Raw genomic sequence first — 21,742 nt, forward strand, 5'->3', positions numbered from 1 at the left:
CTAGTGAATCTCAGATTGTGGAGGGCTAATCAAGTCGTTATTGACTTCATCGACTGTCGCTCGTTGAGACACTTCCGATGGGACATTATCGTCTAAAGGTAAAATTTTATAGATGCTAGCACCTTTGATTCCGTTTAACTTTGTACCAGGTACTTTTTCGATGATGCCTAGTTCTGCCAACTTTTTAATGCTACGGTACACGGTCTTGGTAGAAATTCCAACTTGATCCGCAAAAGTTTCAGCTTTTAAATGTGAACCCCCTGGATACATTAATGAACGTGAAGCGAGTTTGAAAACGATGGCACGTTCTGATTCTGTTAAGTCAAAGTAATTTGCTGCAATGTGGTCCTCCACACTCTTATCCATATCTGCTACTGATTCAAATGTTTTGTATGCTGCTAAATATTCAAATGCCATCGTTTTCTCACCTCGCTTTCCGTTGTTATCATTTTCGACTTAGTGCCAGTTATGACCCGGTGTATAGTGCCACCAATCACCGTGCACAAAGTCGAAGGTTGAAAAGATCATCACTGACGGTATAGAAAAAGGGATGTGGATGGATTCGTTAAAAATACTCAAACCAATTTCTGAAATGAAAGAAGTTGACGGAGTAATTATCCACTGGTTGTACCCTCTTGTCGATCAGTACGGGAATGAAAAAGATGGCGAAGTCATGGTGTTCAACATCGAACGCGAAACGCTTGATAAAATTAACTGGGATAATTTCTTGACAGATAATTTCCCGAAGGTTGTAAATGATTATTTCGAACATCCAGCATTTAAGAAATGATAAGGAGTGACACAATGACTAAACATACTGTCGTCCACATCGATAAAGAAAAATCTTTAAATGAACAATGTTGGAATTAAGTGTTCGATTGACTAAGATACTTAAAAAGAATGACATTCACACGCTAGAAGACCTTATTACCAAAGACACCTTTGAACTGGAAGGAACGGGTCCAGTATTTAGAAAAGAATTAGAGGAAGTAATTAACGAGATTAAATTAGAAGTTAATAAATGAACAAAAACAACGACCTTTCCCTAATCTTTTATTAAAAGTCAAGAGATAACGTAGTGCACTTAATATATCAGTATACTTTATACAATGTGCAACATTATAATAAGCTATTTTGAAGCTGAACTAATTTTTGTATTAGTTCAGCTTTTATATCTGAAAATATTTATGAAATAAAAGTATAGTATATGTATTTTTTTATCCGTTCTTCAACTAATAGAGCAGGTTAGTTAAGTGAATAAAAGGTATATTTTTTTATAGAGGGCTAACGAGTACTTTAGTTGAACAATCTGCTGCCTTTCATGGCAGCTTGTTCAGCGATCCAATCGCTGTTTTTACGGATTAATCTCATGAATATTGCTGGAAAGTTCAGCAATATATCGATAGATAAGGAAGGCTATACATTGTAACCTATAAGTGAGGTGGTATCATTTATAAAATCGCATTGAAAAATAGAATGGTTTTGTATTATTTGGCAGGAGCCGGGATTTCACAATTGGGAAATGTAATTGCGGGGCTAGCGTTTCTTTTTTTATCCTATGAACTGACACAGTCGGCTATCCTCACTACTGTTATCGCAATTTCACAAGCTGTTCCTTACCTAATATTCGGTTTAGTCGGTGGAGCCATTGCAGATCGAGTAAACAAAAAACGCCTGTTGTTATGGATAGACATTATTCGTGTACCGATCATTCTATCGTTGGTTGTTATTTATCAAATGAATCTTTTAGCTTTCTGGCATTTGCTTCTTGTGGGCTTCGTGATCCAGAGTCTGGGATGTTTTTATAATCCAGCCTACCGAGCTGTTTTGCCTCTAATTACGCCTTTAGAAAATCGAACAACTGTAAATAGTCTTTTAGATATTGTGACGAGAGGTGTACAAGTGCTTGGTCCCATTTTCAGTATTGGTCTATTAAGTTCTAGAAACACAATCCATTTTTATACACTTGATGCATTAACTTATTTAGCCAGCGGATTTTTCATCTTGAAACTCAATTGGATTGATCCTGCCAATGATTCGAATACTACAGAAAGTAAAAAAATTAATGTTTTCAGTTCCATTCGTGATTTTTTTAGTTGGGTTAAAGGAGAATATACAATTAAAACGTTGTTTATGGTTACTTTCTTGATGGTATTTTTCAATACGTGGGTCTGGCAAGTCGGATTGCTCTTGCTACTCGTGGAAACCTCCAGTAATGGAAAGGAACTATACAGTCTGCTTTTGGGCTGGTACGGCGCAGGAGTGATCGCAGTTAATCTACTGATCCCTTTTGTATGGAAAAAAATGAGCCTCTCCACTTACCTATATGGCTCTATCGTGTGGGGTGCTGGCATTTTCTTATTGGGATTTGCTTCGAATCTCTCCATCTATTTTATTGGAGTCTTGATTACAGCTATCGGTCTTCCGATAACCGGTTTAACACGGGTATACCTTATTCAAACCTTGATTCCAGCTAATAAATTAGGCAGGGCTTTTAGTTTAAATGCAGTGATTCTATATGGATCAAACGTGATCTCATTGATTTTGTTTGGTACACTATCATCAATTTTTGAAATACGTTACATCTTTATATTTTGTGGAGGTTTGATGATCCTTTGCTCATTTTTCTATTTGTTTCGTATATTCTCCTCGAAAAAAACTGGGCGGGAATCCATACAAGCGTTTAAATAACTGGTTATAAACGGCAATTGAAGAAAATCCACAGCTAGTTGAAATATCCGTAATCGTTCGATTGGTGTGAACAAGCAAGTCCTGGCTTCTAACAATTCGATATAATTGAAGCCATGAATAAGGGGAAACTCCGATGAATTCTTTAAAAAGGTGAGCGAACTGAAATTTGCTTATATCCAATATCGCTGCCATTTCTCTGAGGCTCCAAGTATGCTGAAAATCGTTTTTTAAGGCATTCATCACCTTAAAAAGAGCCGGATGGATTTCTTGAAAAGGTTGCATATTCATGTCAGTCGTATGCGAACCAATTGTTGTTTTGACCAACAGTAAACCCAATTGAGCAAAGCTGTGTTCCAAAAATATTTCTGAAGAACGGCTCCCATTCGGGCCCTCCAGTTGCATATATTGATTAACAAAAAGCACCCATTGCATAATGAGTGGGTGTTTTTGAGAGGACTGAGCAAAAAAAAGATCGTCTCGAATAAATGAAACAGAAGCAGTCATCTCGTTCAGGAATTTTGAATCCAACTCAATCAGAAATTTATGGTTATCGACTAAAATTTGCTTATGTTCATCATGGGGATTGAAAATTATGAATTCATTTTCATTTAATGAAAACTCGTTTCTCTTACTTTGGTACTGCATGGACCCTTTAATCGAGTATATAAATTTGTAGTAAGGATCATCACGCCAATGACTTTCTGTTTTTTTGAGGTCTGTGGACAATAACAAACAATTTGAGGCTTGTAGTAAAATAGACACTGATTTCACCCCTTATATCCTAAAGTTTTATATTTAGTCTAACATGAATCACCATTTTCACTTTCAAAAGTGGATGGAACATTATTTAAATTAGGTATTATGCAACTAACTAGTGCTTAAGTTAAAAAATAATGATGAAAAATACATAATCACTTATATAATGAATTGAGGAGTGTTTAGTATATGAATGTCTCTGATATAGAAAAACTTGATGTGCTTGATATACCAGGATTAATTAGGCTCTCAAATTCTGTCGGGTGGGATTATGACAAAGATGAAATTACGACAGTAATGTCTTCTGGAAGAATTTATGGTCATAAAAATGATGAAGGAGAAATAATATCAAGTGCGGCAATCATTGAATACGGTCCCAAATTAGCATCCATTGGTATGGTTATTGTTAGTCAAGAATATAAAGGAATGGGATTAGGGAGAAAAGCTACCCAAAAATGTTTAGATTCTATTCCAATTAGTACAACGGCTATGTTAATTGCGACGGAAGAAGGAAAACCTATGTATGAAAAAATGGGCTTTCATTCAATAGATTCTGTTCATAAATTTCTTTGTGATAGCTATGAACCACTAATTACAAATAGTAATCAGATTAGCAATATAAAGCCATTATGTAAGAAAGATATATCTCCATTAATAAACTTAGATATGGAGGCTTTCGGTGATACTAGAAGAACCTTTCTGATCAATAGGATCAATCAATCAAAGGAGGCTTTAGTAGTTAAAAGTCTGGATGGAAAAGTTATTGGATATGGGCTGTCTATACAAGGTCCGGTTAATCTTATATTAGGCCCTATAGTTGCTCCTGATTCTCAATCAGCATTATTAATAATTGACCAACTTTCGAGAAACTATCAAGGTAAATTAAGAATTGATGTTCCTTCCGGAAATGATGATTTTATATCTGAACTGGAGAAATACGGTTTCTCCAAAGTAAGCCAACCACCGATTATGATTAAAAATTCAAATGTATTACCATCTCGTAATAATACGTTGTATGGCATAGCTGCACAGCTATTTGGTTAATACGTTTTTGAACTATATGGGCTTTTAAAAAATAGAAATTAAGAAGTTAACATATTAATTGTTAGCTCTTTCTTTTATCGTATTCGACCAATACTGTTCATCTTTCTTATTGAACTAACGGCAGGTTAGTTCAATAAATGTTAAATTTAATAGTCGTGGTTAATTATTCGAAAGGAGAATTAATTATGATACATATTATAAAAGCCAAACCTAATCACGTTGAGGGAATATCAAAAGTTTGTAGTGATGGTTATTGGGCAACATACAGCGAAACACATTCTGAAATGTACATCAAAGGAATAATTAAAGAGTTTTATAATCACGAAAGAATACTAAAAGAGGTTTTAGAAACCAGTAAGGAATGGGGAGGATATTTTGTTGCATTAGAAGGGAACGAAGTGATTGGGGCTGGTGGAGGTGGTATGATTGAGGATACCTCTGGAGAAGTTTTTGTTTTGTATCTAAATCCTGCTAGACGTAACGAAGGTATTGGCACAATGATATTAGATGCTATTACCAAACAACAAAAGGAAGAGTTTAATGCAACGGAACAATGGGTTTCCGTTGCGAAAGGAAATCAAAAAGGAATTCCTTTCTATGAAGCAAAAGGATTTACTTTTAATCATGAACGTGATGGACATGGAATTGTTGATAGAGAAAGATATATTATATTAAGATATTGCCGTAAGATTTAATGGTTTTTTAAAAATAATCTTGTTGAACTAACGAGAGCGTTAGTTCAACAAGATAGTTAAAATAGCCTTGTTAAATTATTTTTAACAAGGCTATTTTTGTATCTCACTAATTTTCTATTTGAACTGCTTGATTACGAGCAATTCTTAACGGATGCTATTAAAGAAGGGACGATTGTAGCTAAATGGCTAACGGACTTTAAAGACTTGTGAGTAATCGTTCTTCTAGAATTCTTTACCGTCTAACTTCAGCAATCCGACAAACAGGATATCAGTATGCTTGACCTCTTTCTCAATCGCCTCCTTTGCTGCGTCTAAGTCCGAGTAAATACCAAGCTGGTTAATTCCGTTCGGATAGTCACCGTCATCGTAGTAAGCATCGTAGATAATCATCTGGCAAAACCTCCTAGAATTACTGGCTACATAACGGAGTAGCGAACCGGCTTACGCATATCCTTCTGCAACTGAAGCGTCTCGGCACTCGCATAGTAAGTAATGTATTCATGCTTGCAATGAGGACAACGGAAGTAATTCTTTTCGATGCCATTCTTAACTTTTTTTGTACGGAACTTAGTGATTGTGAACGCCTTTTTACATCTAGCATCACAATGTGCAGCCATTGGTTTATTCGACATGATCACTCCTCCACAATTAATATTTACAATCAATAGCACGCACCACACCTTAGATACTGAAATAGCAATTGCTACTCTATCGACGCTATTGTGATGCGCACTATTCAATGTAAATGCATAATAAAAAGCACCCAAAATTGAGATGCTTAATCAAAAAAATATATAGTCACTTTGGTAAATCTTCTGAAACATTTTCAAATTCTAAAGAATAACCTCTGAGTTTTGCTTTCCCATGTTTATTTCTCATATGACAATTTAAAAGCAATGGAAGAGGCTGGCGAATAATGTACCGATCTATTTATTCATCATTCAGGAAAAAAATCCACCGTCAATCAAATCAAAAATTCAATGCTCCTTCCAACGTTTCCGGCATATCATATTTTAATTGTAGAGCAGTGCTCATCTCCAAAAAATTATCTTTATAAAATAACTAAAAAATCCTATTTCACAAAAATCTGTTGACGTAGATATTTATAAATCGTATCAATTTGAATTTCTGCCAAGATAAACAAAATCCATAATAGAGAGAAGCTCCACGATTTCAGAGGAACTATCATTAATTTTATTATTCAAAAAAGCTGTTTTGGCTTGTTCGAAAGTTTCATACGGCTTGCCATTTTGTATTATATTATTCCCAACTAAGTTTATTTTATCAAGCGCTAATTCAAATGAATTATTAAAAGGTAGAGCACAAATTTCTATAGAAAGAAATCGTCCTTTATTATCATCGAGCCACGCAAGAGCATATTCTTTATCAAATGTTTTTAAAACAGCTAATGATAATCTATCCGCAATAATAGCGTTGGGCGATTTGTCGAAATGATAAAGCAATGTTTTGTAACGAATAATTGGAGGCAGTAAAGAAAATTGATTAAGTACAAGAGGATAGGTATTGGAATCCATAGGATATTTTATAAAATACTCGATAAAAAAGAATGCAAGTAAATCAAAAAGATGATCAATTTCCAAATTTAATTCCGCTTCGGTAAAATTTTCAATATACTGAGTATGAGTACCTGCATTTCCGAGCGGTTTTATTTTGTCGACAATGGCGATCAAATCTTGATAGCGGCTTTCCCCGAGTAATTCCTCACCTTTTTCTTTGAATGTAGGATTATAAAGTTTTCCTAGCATAAATTGTTCATTCGGATCAATGTCTAAAATTTTTCTGATAAGAATTTCAGAATATTGTCTAATACCAGCTAGCTTCCCCCTTATCGAACGGTCTATATAAAAAGTGTCGTTAAGAATATCACTAATAATATTTTGATAATCAGTATCATCGAAGTTCACTTTTAAAATCCTCCTTATGTTTCATATAAGCTAACTAAGCTAACACTCGTCCACCCTAACTATAGTTTGGATGTAGACTTTATGTATTACTTATTAAAATTCTCCATGAATTCTTCACAAATCTTTACAATGGTTTCTGTTAAATTTAACTCTTCAATTTTAATCCAAGGGAACGTTATATCCCTGTTTCGTTCCTTGGCAGAACCATAACATTCATCATCCTTAGTTTGAAAAGTCGTAATTTCCCAAAACCATTTCTCGCCATCTTTTTCGAGAATAACCATTACATTGTGAACTCTAACTGATTCCAAATTAATACACCACCCTCCACACCAATCATAGTATGAATGGAAATCTATGTCACTAACATAATTCGACATTACCAGAAGCACCTAATATGAAATGCCTTAAATTATGTATTCTTATTCCTCTTTCATATCCATTTGAATTAAATACTTACATTTTGGACAACGACAAGATAATTTATAAGTTTTCTTTTTCGGATTGAACTCATCGACCAATGCATTGACCATGCCTGGAAATGATAAAATAATAGCGAAAATTGAAATCATAATTATAGAATCTGGTTTTCCTTTGAAACCTTCAACAATTAATGTGAAGATTAAAAAGAATAAAAATAAGATTAATGCTACTGCAAGTATTATTAAACTCAAACGATTATATATATTCTTTATAGTTTTCCACATAAACATTCCCCCTCTACTTACTTACGATTATTTCCGGAAAAAGTTTCACAATAAAAAGCCACACCTGTAATGGATGTGAGCTTTTATTTGTTACATATGTTTTTATCATTAAATTTTTTTATTTCTCTATTAAAAACTCTGCGATATCTAATTCAATTAATTTCGAAGCCATATTCGATTCTACACTACTTAATGTTTCACCTAATATACTTCTCATTAATTTATCTGAGCAAACGTAATGCAATAAGGGCATAACGCTCATAGAGTTAGCAAAAGAACTGGATATCGGTTCCACTACTCTTTGGAAAGACCAACAACGTTTCGGCCGCCTTAGATACTTGGCTCCAGACAGTAAAGAAATCCGAAAAGAAAGAGTTGAAATTGTAACCGCTGCACTAAGAAAGAATCCTCATGCTACCGGAAGAGAGCTTCATGAAATAACCGGAATAAATCGAACATCCATCTATGAGATCATCAGGTCCGAGGGTTTAAAGCCCTGAGGACCTGACACATGAATACGTACTTCCTTTGGACACTATTTTTTATTCCCCTTTATTTTTCATAAGTAATGTCAGGATGAGCATCATCACATACAGTAACATGATAATGCCGAACGTATAATGATGGTTCGCCGTCCCGTCATAAACAACTGCAATCAGAAGAGGCAATAATCCCCCTATGATGAAACCGCCTGTTTGCATCATTGCAGTCCAAGAACTTGCTTCCTCAGCTGTCTTTGTCTCGTCAAGTGGTAAAAGAAGTGCTATGGGGAATAAACCGCCAAGTGGTATCCCCATGATGAATGCGCCTGCCCACATGAGTGGATGGATCCCTGTCCAGAACAGCGCGACTGCGAGCATCCCCGCAATAAGCATTAGCATAAGCCAAAACTTTCGTGCTGGAAAACGCTCCATCAGCAAAGGTAGGAGAATGTTTAAAAAGATTTGGACCGTCGTCATAATGCTAAGGAGAGTTCCCGCCTGCAGCAATGTCATTCCGGAAGAAATTGCAATTGGCGCGAGCCAAGTAATAATTGAAAAGAATGCAGATGACTGCAAACCGAAAAATAGTAAGAATAGCCATGCCTTCCGTGTTTTCCATGGGGATCTCACCTTTTTCTGTTTCCCCTTTACGACAACGGAATCGAGTTGACGTACTTCCATGTTCCCTCTCATTGCTAAAAACCAGGCAACTAGACCGAGAAGTGCTAGCATGGACCAAATACTAAGTGCAAACAAGTAGGATCCTGTTCTATCAAAAAATACAGCCGTCAGTCCTGCACTAGCTGCAGACCCGACCCCCATTCCGAAAGAATAAATTCCGATAACAGATGAAGCGCGGTCCGGGAAATACTGCTTGATCATTGCGGAAAGGAGTGGCCCGATTACTGCAATAGCGATACCTATAAGGAAGGCTGTTCCGATTAGAATTAAAAAACTGGAAATGAACCCGCGTAAAGCGGTCATTAGTCCAATTAGTATAAGCATTGCATAGATTGTATACTTCAATCCAAATTTCCGGTTCAACACCGGTGCCATTGAGGCAAAAACGCCCATACAAATGACAGGTACCGCCGTCAATAGACTCACCTGTGCATTAGATAACGTCAACTGCTCACGAATTGTTTCAAGCATGGGCCCAATGGAAGTGATAGCTGGCCTCATGTTAATGGATATCGCAAAAATCGCGAAAATAATAAGAAATGCGTTTTGTTTAGTTACTTTTTTAGACATTTCCTCGTTCCTTTCTTTCAGTAAAACAAATAGCTCTGGGCGTTCATTGCTGAGGGAAACTCTGGTCATCCCCCTAAAACGGACAAAGTAGGGTATAGTCTAGTCTATGCAAGAACTCTAATTATCCTATCTAGGATGGAAGGTTTTCTTCTCCATATTGATCAAGGAACTGTCTTTACATCACTTCAACACCATAAACAATCAAAGAAACTTGGCTTTATTCCAAGCATGTCAAGAAGAGAAAACTGCTGGGACAACACTGTAATGGAGAGTATCTTTTCACACTAAAGTGGCATGTAACACTAAATAAAATAAGTCGTCTTACAATTAAATAAATCTTCATAGACGGCTCTTTGTCATGCGTACCCAAGTGGTTCGCTATTTTTTATAATTCGAGCTTTCTGTCTAGCATAGCAAACCGTAGATTTAAAATAATAATTAGTGTGTGGTGCTGCAATCACATCACATATCCCAGTGAAAACACAAAATAACCAAACATTCAATAGAGTGTCTAGTTTACATTCTATCACGTTATGAGGGTAGTGTTCCGAATAGTGCCATGTGTGTATAGCTAACCGGAGTACTTATCCACTATAGCAAACTCTATTATTAATTCCGCCATTACCATTACCAATCCCCTCCCAGTGTTATACGAGAGGAATTCCGACTTTTTTCATTGCTCATAACTTCCCTTTTCAAACTTATATGCTGAAACCTTATAATCAATAAATGCACCAATGAACCCTATAGGTATACCGCCTGCAGAGGTTGAAAGTAAAATAATAAAAAGATCTACCCTCCCTACTTTTTGGTACAAAAAATAGAAGACTAAAACGGTTCCAATTGCTGTGAATATCACCGTGAAATAATAAGTTATATTCACACATTCTTCCTCTCCCGTCAATTTCTCACTCATACCATACCCTCATTTCTTGGAACAACAATAATGTACTTTTATTATTCACTTACTTTTGTTGTTTCAATCAATTTAGGCATGATATCCGTATTATCCTCACTCGGAAATACGTGCGCGATATGCGTTTGATATGTTTGCTATTAAGTTTATCGGATTCATATATTGCTCTTTCGCTTAATGTTCAAACTGCGTATTAAACAGTTTTCATAATATGTTCCGATTGCCTCTGTGATACTATCATTTAATACATAATGAAAGGAACTAAAGCCATGATTATATTAATACAGTTGATCAGCTCAATACCCAGCTTGTAGGGCGTGCTGCAACACCCCTTGACGTGCCTTGCAAGCTCGGGTTTCTCCAAGGGAGCTGATCCAAATGAAAAACCGTTCCAAAGCCTATACTCGCCATCAGCGAGAGAGAATCATTCAAAGAAAATGGGCAATTCTAAAAGATGCTCTGCAACGAGAAGGCGAGTCCATGCCCGTGCGTGGGACATTAAGCAAAGGAAAAGTCCATTGTTCTTGTAGAATGTGCTGCTATAAACAGTATCATGGCATCCCAAAATCTAAACATAAAGCACAATGGGAAGCGATGCAGAAGGAAATAGACGATTAAGTCTATTTCTTTTTTAATGGCTTTTTTTATTTCACATAATGTGTCCACTGTTTATCGGACCGCACATGTATCAGCGCAAGAAAGTAAATGACCCTTCACACTAAAGTGGATTCATACATATCCTGTAAAAGTATGCTACCAATGCATATTAGACATCATATAAGGAAGGATGTACTTATGAGTTCGAATATTGATTACACTTCACCAGCAACTCAGTTCACTTTTGACGTAAATGACAGTCCGATTTTCAAAAAAGACAATCAAAATTTTATTAATGTGTTAGGTATCAAACAATTAAACACATTAGAAAATGTGTCATTACTTGATATCTTTCTTAGCGCTGGCAATGTCATCGAGCCACATTACCATCAACATGCTGCAGAGCTTGTTTATTGTATTTCTGGAGCTTGTACTGTTTCATTTCTGAATCCTTTTACAAAAGAAATCCAAAATTATCCTATTACCCCTGGGCAAGTTGCAAACGTGCCGCAAGGATGGTGGCACTATATAGTAGCTACTGCTAATAACACTCATTTTTTAGGTATTTTTGATGCACCAACTCCGGAAGTAATTCTAGGGTCTGACCTCTTAAAATTAACGCCTTCGAATATTATGGCACATACCTATTGTATGGATGAGAGTCAATGGAAAAAAGCAATTGCTCCCGTTGAGCCTTCTACATTTATCGGACCCCCAAAGGACTGTAACAGAGTGAAAGAAACCACCTCATATCCAGTCCCACATTCTGTAGAGCAATACGCCGACCAAATGTGTCCATATACTTATCAAAAATAACAATTTATCGTTCTTTCTCTTTGAACGCGTCCATCCCATTCATTACTTTACTTGATGTTCGAATTGGCGACCTCCTCACTAATCTGTGGACGGGTCGCTCTAGCTTTGTTCAATTTAACCTTCTCACTGACAACGAATCGAGCTGTTGACGATTGTGTCGGTCATTTTTTCACTTCACGTTGAACTTCTTAATAGTTCTACTCCAGACTGATAATCCTCTTTTCCGGGGCCTGTACTATATCCTGCATGTTCTTCCCCTCCATTTGTCTCCTCACTCCCCTTTTCTCTATTTATGGGTAAATAAAAAAGAACGCCGGGATAGACGTTCTTGTTAATCGATTAATGCATACAGTTATTTGTTTTTTATATAGTCCATCCCTTGCGTTGTTATTGCTAATACTAGATTATCTGACCCTTGCCCACTGTCTATGGCATATTCCTTTTCGATTAGGTATTCAATAGCCAGTTTGCTGTTTAGGTCTGCATTTATCATTGCTTTGGGTAATTTATAACTTCCTCCATTATTAGCGAAATGATAATCATAAAGACTTTGTAATAGTATATCTGATAATTTATTTCTTTCTTCATTAGTCATATGTAATCCCTCCTCTTCCTTCTACCATTCGACAAATGAGGAAGGAATCCTTTAAATAAATAATCGCCAGTGGCCGACGAACGTTATAGTATTACTCGATTTCACTTAATTTCAATTCAGTAAAACTTTTTTTGATAATTTCTTCAGAATAAAAATTTATTTTCCCACATTCTGTAACCTCTTTGTATTTTACTCGGTAGCATTTATTGCTTATCCTAACAATGTCCGCATCCATCATCAATTGCGCAGTTTGAAAATCAACAATACCTTCACTGCTCCCTCTAGCTCCGAGTCCAAATTCAGTAATAGCATAAACTTTGACAGCCCCACTCATAAAACCACTCCTCTTATATCTAATACTTTAACACTCTAACACCTTAATGCTTAAATACTATAATATCCGACAAAAAAAGGAATATCAATCCTAATAAAAGGATTCAGATTGGTCATAAAAAATACACCTCTCAACCTAGGTGTTTGCTTGTTGCAGAAACAGAATCAAACCAAGATATTTTATAGAATTGATTAAAGCTGAAATTCATATATCACCTTGATTATAGCTACATAGTAATTCTGGTACCCCCTTGATGATTGCATTGGGTTCTGTATTTTCGCCCGCAGGCCTTTTAATTTTCTACCATCATCTTCAGACACATCTTGCCCAAATACCCATAACTTTCTATTCTGAGTATCCATCGATAACAAAAATTAAAGTGAAATGAATACTTTATTTTCTTGATGTTGATAAGTTAGCGTTGGAGAAACTTCGCGTAATTACTGAATCTCGCCGTTAATTTAAGAAAAGCTCCTAACGTTGCACACAGATTCCCTTAAAAATATAGTCTTTTATAATAATCAATAATAGCTTAGAGTTGCTATTCAAGGGATGAAGTTCTTTCCTTAAACAAATGCACAAAATTTATATTTGAGAGAGGTAGTTAAATGAAAATCGATTCACCAAGAATACCAAACGATTTACCTACAATCAATTTCCAAGATATTTTTTACCAAGAAGATCCAGAACTTGAATTATGTATAATTAATGATTCCTTTTTTGCTAATGAAGTGTTGCATAGAGTGCGATTATCTAAAATGTCTTTAAAAAATTGTAAGTTTAACAATACTAATTTTAGTAATATCGACATTACTGATGTTATTTTTGATAACTGCGATTTTTCAAATGCTAACTTGAGTAGTTCTTCTATACATAGGACGGTATTTAAAAATTGTAAATTATTAGGTCTGGATTTTACAGAGTCTCGATTTGGCAATGTTGAGTTTGATAATTCTTCACTGAACTTAGCCTCATTCGGAAATTCAAAACTAGAAAAAGTTAAATTTCTAGACACATCATTAGTAAGCTCTGATTTTTATGATTGTATATTTAAAAACGTCGAATTTAGATTATGCAACATAAACAGTGCAAACTTTGAAAAGACACCACTTAAAGGAATCGATATTAGTAATTCTACTTTTGAATCACTTACAGTATCTCTAGCAGATCTTAAAGGCTGCAAAGTGAGTTCTTTCCAAGCAATTCAATTTGCTTCTCTATTAGGCTTGATAGTTACTGATTGAATTTATTCTAGTTATATAATTAACTTTGCCAACTAAACTTAGACAAAAAATGGCCATTATAAAATCCCATTCATCATAGTCGTTAGCTGACTAACAATAAGAGGAATTTTTATAATGGCACACCACTGAATATCATACAAAAACGTAAGATGTTTCTTCTATAAGATTGATGTAAGGCCCCTTTAATTGGATTTGCATAGAAAACAATTAACACGGAATGATACTTCTCCAACCTGTAGCACATTTATTATGCATACTAGTTTCCTCTTTTCACCAAACGCACAGAATGAATGCTCTTATTCCGAACAAACAAGAGAAGACCGTCAATAGACAATCTTCTCTTGTTCAACTATTACATCCTTTAGTGAAATATCATATTTATTTTAAAGTTGTTTTAAACACATAACTAGTTTTGGCATACTTCATTTTATCCTCATAAAAACGGTGTGCATCTGTACGCTGTAATCCTGAAGATAAAGAAACACTTTCATAATTATTTTCTTTTGCCCATTCATGAACATATGTAAGTAGTTTTTCACCGTATCCTTTTGAACGTATAGTAGTATCTGTAACCAAGTCACAAATCCAAATAAATCTGCCACTAGAAAGTGTTATCATCGGCTTCAAACCAGTAACTGCAACAATTTCACCACCATCTAGTAAAGCGAACATTTTATATTTATCATTCTCTTGCGCAGCAATTACTATTTCAAGATAAGTATTTTCATCCAAGTGAGTTCGTAACTGCTTCATAACAGGAAATGCTTCAATAATTTCATTGCGTGATTGAAGTTCTTTAATTGTTAACGTATCCATAAGTGGAAACTCCTTTCCAATTTTTCGCCGAATTGAATCTAACATAGTTTTTCGTCTACCTTACTTATTGAAGAAGAATCGGCTATTCTTAAAGATTTTATCCTTTTTCCAACTGATGCTCCAGTAAGTTGAATAAGTATTAATTTGAACAAGCCCTAATTAAAAACACAAATACTATAATCATAATGAATGAAATAATATTTATTAAACAGCTACCACTTGGTGCACCTGTGGTTGCTTGTGCCCACGTATTATTTAAAGTGCTACCTGGATTTTTCTGTTGTTCTTTTGCCTTTAATCTCTCTCTTTCTTTTTCTTCTGCAGACATATTACCACCACACCCATTACATTTTTTATATTTACTACTATCAATAATTTGTTTATCCTTTTTTGATAATTCGTTATTAGTGAATGATTCATCATTATATTTTCGACAAGGATAATTTGCAAGGTCACTTTTCATTAATACGATTAAGTTGTTTCTATCGTAACGCATTTACATCTTCCCCCACACTTGTAATTCGACTTACAGTGAGGAAGTCCTCTTTTTGGTTTGATATTACGCAACTTTTTGCTTAACGTAAAAAAGCGACCCAGCCACAATTTCAATTTGTGGACAGGTAGCTTTGGTTTTGTACTTATTTAACCTTCTCATGGATAACTAGGCAACGTTGATACCACAGTGTTCTCGGATTATCCATATTAAAGACTGTCAATAGATAATCTCCTGTTGTTCGACTAATGCGCATGCTAGCCATACATGTAGCGCAAAACCAGAGCTACACCATAGAGGATGAAAATGTGTGCTGAACGGGTATTGGGTCGATCTACTATGATGGCAGAGAAGCCCTGGCTCCAACGACCACAGTGCATCACAGACTGTCGTACCCAATATTGGCAGCACTTACGGGAGATCAATCCTACTCTGGTTACTGCCCCAGCCTTGCCTATATTCTAGGGTGGGTGGATGTATGGGGATGATTTTTCATTTACCTATCCATTCCATATTATCATTCTTATAGCTCAGCTTTTTTGGTTATGCGCTATTATCAATAAGCTTATTAGCTCAATCCCCTATTTTCTTTTCGGTTTTGGTTAAGAATTTTTCCAATGCTTCACTAATATCAATATCCGTGCGGTCAGCCAAATTAATCAGCCACCACATACATTCACCAAGCTTATGTTCAAGTTCAGATTCAGTTTCTCCATTTGTTGGCCAACGCCCCTGTTGAGACATTGTTAGACGACCTACCAAACCAGCATCTGTCAGGAAAGCTAACGCATCTTCTTCTACTGTCCATTCTTTTTCATGATACTGTCGTTCCAAATTATGGTAGGTTTTTCTTATTTGTAAAGAACGTTCAACGGCTTCACTAAAATTCATATTTTTCATTTTGCTTCCTTTCTTTTATAGACATGTAGGGTTCATCTGTTTGTATTTTGATAAGGGCATCTATCTTACTCCCATAAAATAAAAATAGCGCCAATTTCTCTTTAATAGAAATCAGCACTTCATTTATTCACTCTACGCTGCGTGACGCTTTTGGCGGTTGGCACACGTCACATTTACGTTGGTTATTATTATTAAATTTCGTAAATGTTTTTTCAAAGTTGCTACCACATGCACATTTAAATTGTAACTTTTGAGAAAAACCGAGATATTCAGTCGTTAACAACTTACTTTCCGAATTTTTCTCAACAAATTCTCTAATTTTATCGATCGTCCATCGTTTAATCATTCTCTTACACCTCCATATTTTATCTATAGGCGGAGGCTTTTTTTGGGCATCCGTTCAATTATGAGTTAAAGTCGTAATTATCCTAAGCTCCTCATTATAACATGAGCTGACACACAATCAAACAGATGGAAGGGATCTTATTTAACGAATCAGTCCCGCCAGTTGAATAAGAACAGAGCATTGTTCTTTATTCGCCCATATTTATACGAATACCACTTTATAATCAATGGATTTATGATTGATTCTTAGATTGATATCTTGCTACGTCTATAATCAACTCGTTGTACTGGTTCGAGACGTTAATTCCATAATTTCGCATAAACCGAAAAACCTCGCTGATTTTCTATATCTTTAACGACTCCTGTAAATGATTCATACCGCTTATGGGCAAATATCATGATTCCAACTTCTACGGCGAATTCTATTGATTCACCAATTCTCCCGCCAATTTCAAGAACATCCGTTCCTGTTAGTTTTGGGCCTACCGCTGCAGCCTTTGATTTCGGTGGTTTTGGAAGTGCTACCATTTTCATCATTCTTTCTGTACCAGTCTCTTAATTCCGCTAGGTGTTCCCTAAACATCAGTGATATGGCCAACTCTTCAGCGCTCTGATCAATCACGTTGTAGCAACTCCCCTTATGCCTTGATTTTCTACCATTGCAAAATAAATACCAATCAATTCTTCCGTCCTGTTACGTAGCCGTATATTCAAGTAGCGTCTCTTGTCCTCATAGCCGCCATGAATAAATGCATACTCGGTGAACGTCCCATCTTTTCCCCTTTTAATTAACTTCATGTTTTTTCTTCGTGCATAATTATTCGTTTCTGCCAATTCAGCTCGAACGGTCTTTAACGCACTTTCAACGATATAGGTGTAAGGTCCTTTCAACTTGAATGAGCTTGTTTCAATCACTTCTCGGTCTCTCTCCAAGATACTTATAATCATCGGTAAATAAATCATATTCTCGAAATACGGTAATGCTTCTCCTGGGATTAACGGCATTAATAGCAATAGGTAAGACTTCGATATTATCTCCATCTTTTCCCCTGCTCCACACCGTACGTGACAGTTTCCCATCATACGGCGCTCCATCTACTTTAAATTTCAGTCAATAAGTTCTAAGTTACAGAACTTTCGATATTGGTTTGTTTTCTTTATTTGTTCGTCTGTTAGTTTTAGGAATTTAATTAACCTATTTATTGTTTCATCTTTTGTTGCATGTATTAACCTGTGAACATCTTTATGAAGAATTCGCAGATTTTTAAATTCATCTGTTCCTTCAAGACTAATTGGTTTGTAGTGATGGCAATGAACATCTTCTGCAAAGAGAAAAAGTTCAGTGATTTCACATTTACCATTTTTCATGCTGTATCTGCTGATACGATTATCCATATATTCAGTAGTTCTATTTGGAATATAGGAGTTCATGAGTTTGTTAATCTCTGTAAAGATGTCAGGCTTTAACTTTTGATGAATTTTATCTCTTCCACCTACCGTAAATGGTGTTAAGTCTTGTGAGAAATTCATATTATTAGAAGTTTTTATATCCGCTAAGGGAAAAAGGTAAACTTCTGCAACTTTATGGGTTCTAAAGTTGTTTCTATAGAATTTCTTATAAACTTTGGTAGGATTTTTAGGTTTTTCATATTTTCCTACACTTTTAAGACGATTAATCGTGAAATTTGAAAGGTCAAAGGCCATTCGTGAGAATTCTATATTAACCATTGTCGCTTTTATGAAATAGTTGTGTAGTCCGAGTATGAAGCTATTAAACTTCCTAGCATTTTGTGCTGTTGGGGAGTTTCTTAATGTTTTGATTCTTGCCCTATACTCTTTCTTAATATCCTGTTTTTTCTTATCCATTACCCCAGTTTGAGCTACGAATATATTTCTTTTCATTTCTGCCCTTATTGTGAATCCTAGAAATTCGGATTTGCTTTTTCTTAGATTCACAATTTGTGATTTTTCTGGTGATATATCGAGTTTAAGACGGTCTTTTAGGTAAAGCCTAACTGCATGAAACCACTTTTCAGCTGTCTTCCAGTCTTTACACATGATTTTAAAGTCATCTGCATAACGGACAATGAAACCCTCTTTTAGTTTGGTGTTCTTTAGTGCTGTGTATTTATTCCACTGTGTATATTTGTGTTGCGTTTCAAAGAGTTCCCATTGTCCAGCTACCCATTGGTCTAAATCGTTTAGAACGATATTAGATAATAAGGGGGATAAGATTCCGCCTTGTGGTGTTCCTTTAGTTGGTATGCCTTCTCCATCAATCTCTGCTTTGAGCATTTTACTGATGATTTTCAGGACTTGTCTATCTTGTATTCCTATATTCCACAATTGTTTTATTAGCAGCGTGTGATTGATATTGTCGAAAAATCCTTTAATATCAATGTCTACTACAAAGTGCAATTTATTTCGATTGATAAGAAATTGGGTTCTAGCCATAGCATGATGTGTTGACCGTAAAGGTCTAAACCCATAACTATGATTGTAAAACTTAGCTTCTGCAATCGGTTCTAATACTTGTTTAAAACATTGTTGGATAAGTCTATCCATAATGCATGGAATACCTAATGGTCTTTCATCTCCATTAGGTTTAGGAATAAATACTCGTCTCACTTTTTTAGGTTGATAATTTAACAGGATACGTTGTACTTCCGCAACTATTTCTTCATCTTTCATGGTTTTTATATTATTTATCGTTCTACCATCTGTACCTTGTGTTTTTGACCCTTTATTTGATTTAATAGCACGAAAAGCTAAGAGAATGTTTTCTCTTGAGATGATTAATTCGTAAAGTCTAGTGAATTTTTCATCTTGTTTTGACCTTTCATATAAATCAGTAAAGGTATCAGTCATATTGTAGTATTCCCAATATCTTAGGTTAGTTTGCATTGTGGCATCACGCCTTTCTTGTGTGATATTCCCACATTCTTACCAGACCTTTGCAATTCACTTTTGAGAAAATCGACTATTATATTTAAAGTAGACTTGGGGCTATTCCTCCATTACCATTACAGTAACTTCAAAGGTTCATGCCCCTACTTTCACAAGAATAAATGCATTTCGACATTATCTGTCTTATAGCAACCGTTAGGGTGCTAGCCCTTAACAACGTTCTTTGCTTCCCTTGTTCCTTGTTTTCTAGCTGTACATATATCGTTAGATGTTCCCTTTGAGCCTGTAAGTCTGTTAGCAACTTAGTCTGCTACACGGTTTTCATAGTGAACACTCTTACTCATCGTGAACTTACCATGCGTTGTGCATGACCATACCTTTCGTATATGGCGAATGTTTAGACCCGTACATTCGGAAATTCGTCAGTTCCTAATAGAACATTCTCATCATAGATATTTTATAGCCACCCGAACTATCAGATACCATATTCACTGTATTAGCTGAACTTAGTGTATCCTTCGCCCGACTTCACCTAGCTTCATACCTTCAATCCCTAACAGGATAGAACGCATGTAGGAGTATCAGTGTGGATGTTTCTAGGGGACATGTCCCTATCATTCCATCTATCGAAAACAAAGTTAGATTACGAAAATGTAATCCTCACATTTCACGGTTTTATCCGTTTATAGCGAAACAAGTCGCACGATCACCATTCTTTCTTTATGTACGATGGGAACAAGTGCTAAAACGTTATCAATTGTAAAAATACGTTTGAATTTACGCAGAAAACAGTATGCACGGAATGATACCTCACCAAACTGCAGTACGTTGATTCTTCTTTTGCTAATTGAACCGTCCGCAGCCAAGTACATCATATCTAGGTGTTCACTGTATTCCATCGACCTCACTAATTGGTTACGCACACTCGTTCTCCCTTTTCCGTTAGTATATAGAACAATAGTTCTTATTGCAACTGGATAACGGAAATTATAAATATTACCAATTAACCTTTGATACGATACATCTTAGATATTTGGGCAAATAAAAAAGACCGTCAATAGACGATCTCCGCTTGTTCAACTAAACATCTGTTAGTTGAACAAGTGAGTCTCTCAAAATTTACTTACTACGAAATAACTACTGTATTATTGTTTACCAGTTTTTCAGCAAGTTTAATATTTCCCTTTAAATAAATAGGTAAATTAGAGTTATTCAGAATTTGCTGGGTAGTCATCCAAATAACGTCGTCAACTTCATCAGGACTCTTAGCAAATGCTTCGCCTGATTCGTGGTCACAAAGAAAAACAATGTCAACCACATTTATTCCTGAATCAGTAACGAATGATGAGCTATTTACATATCGAAGATTTGAAACCTCTATACCCACTTCTTCAGCAATTTCTCTTATTAGTGTCTTTTCTAAAATGTCTGATGAGGTACCTTCTTTTTCTACCTTTCCCCCAACAAGAGACAATGAACCTCCAGCGTGTTCTTCTTTCTCGCTTCGTCTTATTAACAACCATTTTTTATTTTTGTAAATTGCACCCTCTACATTAACTATAAACACAATATCTCCCCTTTAAAATAACCCTTAAGTGTATTTCTATAATTCAAGACATTGCTTAGGTGCTTGTTCAACTAACCTGTTTCGTTAGTTGAATAAGAACAATGTTCTGTTTCTTTATTCGTCTATATTCATATGAATATCTCTTTACTTCACAAAACAAAAAGCGACCGTTCCGTGATGGAATAGTTGTTTTTTGATCTCAAATATTTACTTTGTTTTTTTACTAACCTTGTAAATAAGATAACAAATTGCAACTAGAAGGAGTGCTCCGAATACTGGAGTTAAAATATTTCCCATTTTTAACAATCACCCCACTTTTTTACTATATTGTATATTTCGACATGTATTTTAAAAATCCTGCAAAATAGAAAGCGACTCAAATTAAGAGTAGCCGCCTATAAATTCACCTATTTAATTACCGTCGAAACATCCTTTTATTTTTCCCTCTGGCCAAATAATAAAGTAGGGAAACCATTCTCATGGCTTCCCCCTTATCAAACCGCACGTGCCCTATTTAGGCATACGGCTTACCAATATGTTACCGCTAGATTCTAGTGTGATGCATTCCAGGCGTTTTGCATTTTATTAAGGCGAGGTGGTGAAAAAATATTCTTCGCCTTTCGTTTTGAAGCGAAGTTTGGCCAACTCATAACGGCGCTTG

Annotated in this window: 28 protein-coding genes; 8 read left to right on the plus strand and 20 right to left on the minus strand. The window is 35.6% G+C overall.

Going from position 1 to position 21,742, the window contains the following annotated elements; translation table 11 throughout:
* A complete protein-coding gene (locus H7992_RS24750) occupies window positions 1-417 on the minus strand; it encodes a helix-turn-helix domain-containing protein (protein WP_067209496.1) in 417 nt (138 codons plus the stop codon).
* Between the two features lie 139 nt (window positions 418-556).
* On the opposite strand from H7992_RS24750, the gene H7992_RS13220 reads away from it, so the two are divergent.
* The 3 genes from H7992_RS13220 (at window position 557) to H7992_RS13230 (ending at window position 2,691) form a co-directional block, all read left to right on the plus strand.
* Entirely contained in the window at window positions 557-790 is a 234-nt protein-coding gene (locus H7992_RS13220) for a hypothetical protein (RefSeq protein ID WP_067209501.1), read from the plus strand.
* Window positions 791-878: 88 nt separating this feature from the next.
* Window positions 879-1,025, plus strand: a complete 147-nt coding sequence (locus H7992_RS13225) for a hypothetical protein (protein WP_187044892.1) — start codon at window positions 879-881, stop codon at window positions 1,023-1,025.
* 490 nt (window positions 1,026-1,515) lie between these two features.
* Window positions 1,516-2,691, plus strand: coding sequence for an MFS transporter (locus H7992_RS13230; protein WP_255428431.1), 1,176 nt, complete (start codon window positions 1,516-1,518; stop codon window positions 2,689-2,691).
* On the opposite strand, the gene H7992_RS13235 is transcribed toward H7992_RS13230, so the two are convergent.
* Window positions 2,620-3,453: an AraC family transcriptional regulator gene (locus tag H7992_RS13235; protein WP_187044893.1), complete on the minus strand. Its 834-nt coding sequence runs from the start codon at window positions 3,451-3,453 to the stop codon at window positions 2,620-2,622. The genes H7992_RS13230 and H7992_RS13235 overlap by 72 nt on opposite strands.
* Before the next feature lie 183 nt (window positions 3,454-3,636).
* Here H7992_RS13235 and H7992_RS13240 point away from each other — a divergent pair, with 183 nt between their 5' ends.
* Both H7992_RS13240 and H7992_RS13245 read left to right on the plus strand, forming a co-directional pair.
* Window positions 3,637-4,491 (plus strand): GNAT family N-acetyltransferase, encoded by an 855-nt coding sequence (locus H7992_RS13240; RefSeq protein ID WP_067209505.1) that lies wholly within the window; start codon window positions 3,637-3,639, stop codon window positions 4,489-4,491.
* A gap of 185 nt (window positions 4,492-4,676) precedes the next feature.
* The gene (locus H7992_RS13245) at window positions 4,677-5,186 is read left to right on the plus strand and encodes a GNAT family N-acetyltransferase (protein WP_067209507.1); all 510 of its coding nucleotides are present in this window, start codon (window positions 4,677-4,679) and stop codon (window positions 5,184-5,186) included.
* Window positions 5,187-5,408: 222 nt separating this feature from the next.
* Here the strand turns inward: H7992_RS13245 and H7992_RS13250 are convergent, their stop codons facing one another.
* The 7 genes from H7992_RS13250 to H7992_RS13280 form a co-directional block, all read right to left on the minus strand.
* On the minus strand, window positions 5,409-5,576 hold the full coding sequence (locus tag H7992_RS13250; protein WP_156476030.1) for a hypothetical protein: 168 nt from the start codon (window positions 5,574-5,576) through the stop codon (window positions 5,409-5,411).
* Between the two features lie 26 nt (window positions 5,577-5,602).
* Window positions 5,603-5,818 (minus strand): hypothetical protein, encoded by a 216-nt coding sequence (locus H7992_RS13255; protein WP_187044894.1) that lies wholly within the window; start codon window positions 5,816-5,818, stop codon window positions 5,603-5,605.
* Window positions 5,819-6,301: 483 nt separating this feature from the next.
* Window positions 6,302-7,111: a hypothetical protein gene (locus H7992_RS13260; protein ID WP_197485311.1), complete on the minus strand. Its 810-nt coding sequence runs from the start codon at window positions 7,109-7,111 to the stop codon at window positions 6,302-6,304.
* A gap of 86 nt (window positions 7,112-7,197) precedes the next feature.
* On the minus strand, window positions 7,198-7,422 hold the full coding sequence (locus H7992_RS13265) for a hypothetical protein (RefSeq protein WP_067209514.1): 225 nt from the start codon (window positions 7,420-7,422) through the stop codon (window positions 7,198-7,200).
* A gap of 111 nt (window positions 7,423-7,533) precedes the next feature.
* Window positions 7,534-7,818 (minus strand): hypothetical protein, encoded by a 285-nt coding sequence (locus tag H7992_RS13270; RefSeq protein WP_067209516.1) that lies wholly within the window; start codon window positions 7,816-7,818, stop codon window positions 7,534-7,536.
* Between the two features lie 542 nt (window positions 7,819-8,360).
* Complete coding sequence (locus tag H7992_RS13275; RefSeq protein ID WP_255428433.1) at window positions 8,361-9,620, minus strand: MFS transporter; 1,260 nt, start codon at window positions 9,618-9,620, stop codon at window positions 8,361-8,363.
* A gap of 604 nt (window positions 9,621-10,224) precedes the next feature.
* Window positions 10,225-10,467, minus strand: coding sequence for a hypothetical protein (locus tag H7992_RS13280; RefSeq protein ID WP_067209519.1), 243 nt, complete (start codon window positions 10,465-10,467; stop codon window positions 10,225-10,227).
* A 378-nt stretch (window positions 10,468-10,845) separates the two neighbouring features.
* Here H7992_RS13280 and H7992_RS13285 point away from each other — a divergent pair, with 378 nt between their 5' ends.
* A complete protein-coding gene (locus H7992_RS13285) occupies window positions 10,846-11,085 on the plus strand; it encodes a hypothetical protein (protein WP_067209521.1) in 240 nt (79 codons plus the stop codon).
* Window positions 11,086-11,262: 177 nt separating this feature from the next.
* Window positions 11,263-11,880 carry a cupin domain-containing protein gene (locus H7992_RS13290; RefSeq protein WP_067209523.1) on the plus strand — a complete coding sequence of 206 codons (618 nt, stop codon included), beginning with the start codon at window positions 11,263-11,265 and terminating at the stop codon, window positions 11,878-11,880.
* A 352-nt stretch (window positions 11,881-12,232) separates the two neighbouring features.
* Here H7992_RS13290 and H7992_RS13295 read toward each other — a convergent pair whose 3' ends face one another.
* Window positions 12,233-12,475 (minus strand): hypothetical protein, encoded by a 243-nt coding sequence (locus tag H7992_RS13295; RefSeq protein ID WP_067209525.1) that lies wholly within the window; start codon window positions 12,473-12,475, stop codon window positions 12,233-12,235.
* Window positions 12,476-12,566: 91 nt separating this feature from the next.
* Complete coding sequence (locus H7992_RS13300) at window positions 12,567-12,809, minus strand: hypothetical protein (RefSeq protein WP_067209527.1); 243 nt, start codon at window positions 12,807-12,809, stop codon at window positions 12,567-12,569.
* 608 nt (window positions 12,810-13,417) lie between these two features.
* On the opposite strand from H7992_RS13300, the gene H7992_RS13305 reads away from it, so the two are divergent.
* Complete coding sequence (locus tag H7992_RS13305) at window positions 13,418-14,053, plus strand: pentapeptide repeat-containing protein (RefSeq protein ID WP_187044895.1); 636 nt, start codon at window positions 13,418-13,420, stop codon at window positions 14,051-14,053.
* Between the two features lie 378 nt (window positions 14,054-14,431).
* On the opposite strand, the gene H7992_RS13310 is transcribed toward H7992_RS13305, so the two are convergent.
* From H7992_RS13310 to H7992_RS13355, 9 genes are all read right to left on the minus strand, one after another.
* Window positions 14,432-14,869, minus strand: coding sequence for a GNAT family N-acetyltransferase (locus H7992_RS13310; protein WP_187044896.1), 438 nt, complete (start codon window positions 14,867-14,869; stop codon window positions 14,432-14,434).
* A 139-nt stretch (window positions 14,870-15,008) separates the two neighbouring features.
* A complete protein-coding gene (locus H7992_RS13315) occupies window positions 15,009-15,365 on the minus strand; it encodes a hypothetical protein (protein ID WP_187044897.1) in 357 nt (118 codons plus the stop codon).
* 570 nt (window positions 15,366-15,935) lie between these two features.
* Window positions 15,936-16,262: a MazG-like protein gene (locus H7992_RS13320; RefSeq protein ID WP_067209536.1), complete on the minus strand. Its 327-nt coding sequence runs from the start codon at window positions 16,260-16,262 to the stop codon at window positions 15,936-15,938.
* Window positions 16,263-16,389: 127 nt separating this feature from the next.
* The gene (locus H7992_RS13325) at window positions 16,390-16,608 is read right to left on the minus strand and encodes a hypothetical protein (protein WP_067209539.1); all 219 of its coding nucleotides are present in this window, start codon (window positions 16,606-16,608) and stop codon (window positions 16,390-16,392) included.
* A gap of 299 nt (window positions 16,609-16,907) precedes the next feature.
* A complete protein-coding gene (locus H7992_RS13330) occupies window positions 16,908-17,144 on the minus strand; it encodes a hypothetical protein (protein ID WP_187044898.1) in 237 nt (78 codons plus the stop codon).
* 81 nt (window positions 17,145-17,225) lie between these two features.
* Window positions 17,226-17,648: a YhjD family protein gene (locus tag H7992_RS13335; RefSeq protein ID WP_255428437.1), complete on the minus strand. Its 423-nt coding sequence runs from the start codon at window positions 17,646-17,648 to the stop codon at window positions 17,226-17,228.
* 66 nt (window positions 17,649-17,714) lie between these two features.
* On the minus strand, window positions 17,715-19,511 hold the full coding sequence (gene ltrA, locus H7992_RS13345; protein ID WP_187044899.1) for a group II intron reverse transcriptase/maturase: 1,797 nt from the start codon (window positions 19,509-19,511) through the stop codon (window positions 17,715-17,717).
* 686 nt (window positions 19,512-20,197) lie between these two features.
* Window positions 20,198-20,437, minus strand: coding sequence for a transcriptional regulator (locus tag H7992_RS13350; protein ID WP_187044900.1), 240 nt, complete (start codon window positions 20,435-20,437; stop codon window positions 20,198-20,200).
* Between the two features lie 203 nt (window positions 20,438-20,640).
* Window positions 20,641-21,081: an NUDIX hydrolase gene (locus H7992_RS13355; RefSeq protein WP_187044901.1), complete on the minus strand. Its 441-nt coding sequence runs from the start codon at window positions 21,079-21,081 to the stop codon at window positions 20,641-20,643.
* Window positions 21,082-21,742: the final 661 nt, after the last annotated feature.

Source organism: Sporosarcina sp. resist, assembly GCF_014302295.1.
GTDB lineage: Bacteria > Bacillota > Bacilli > Bacillales_A > Planococcaceae > Sporosarcina > Sporosarcina psychrophila.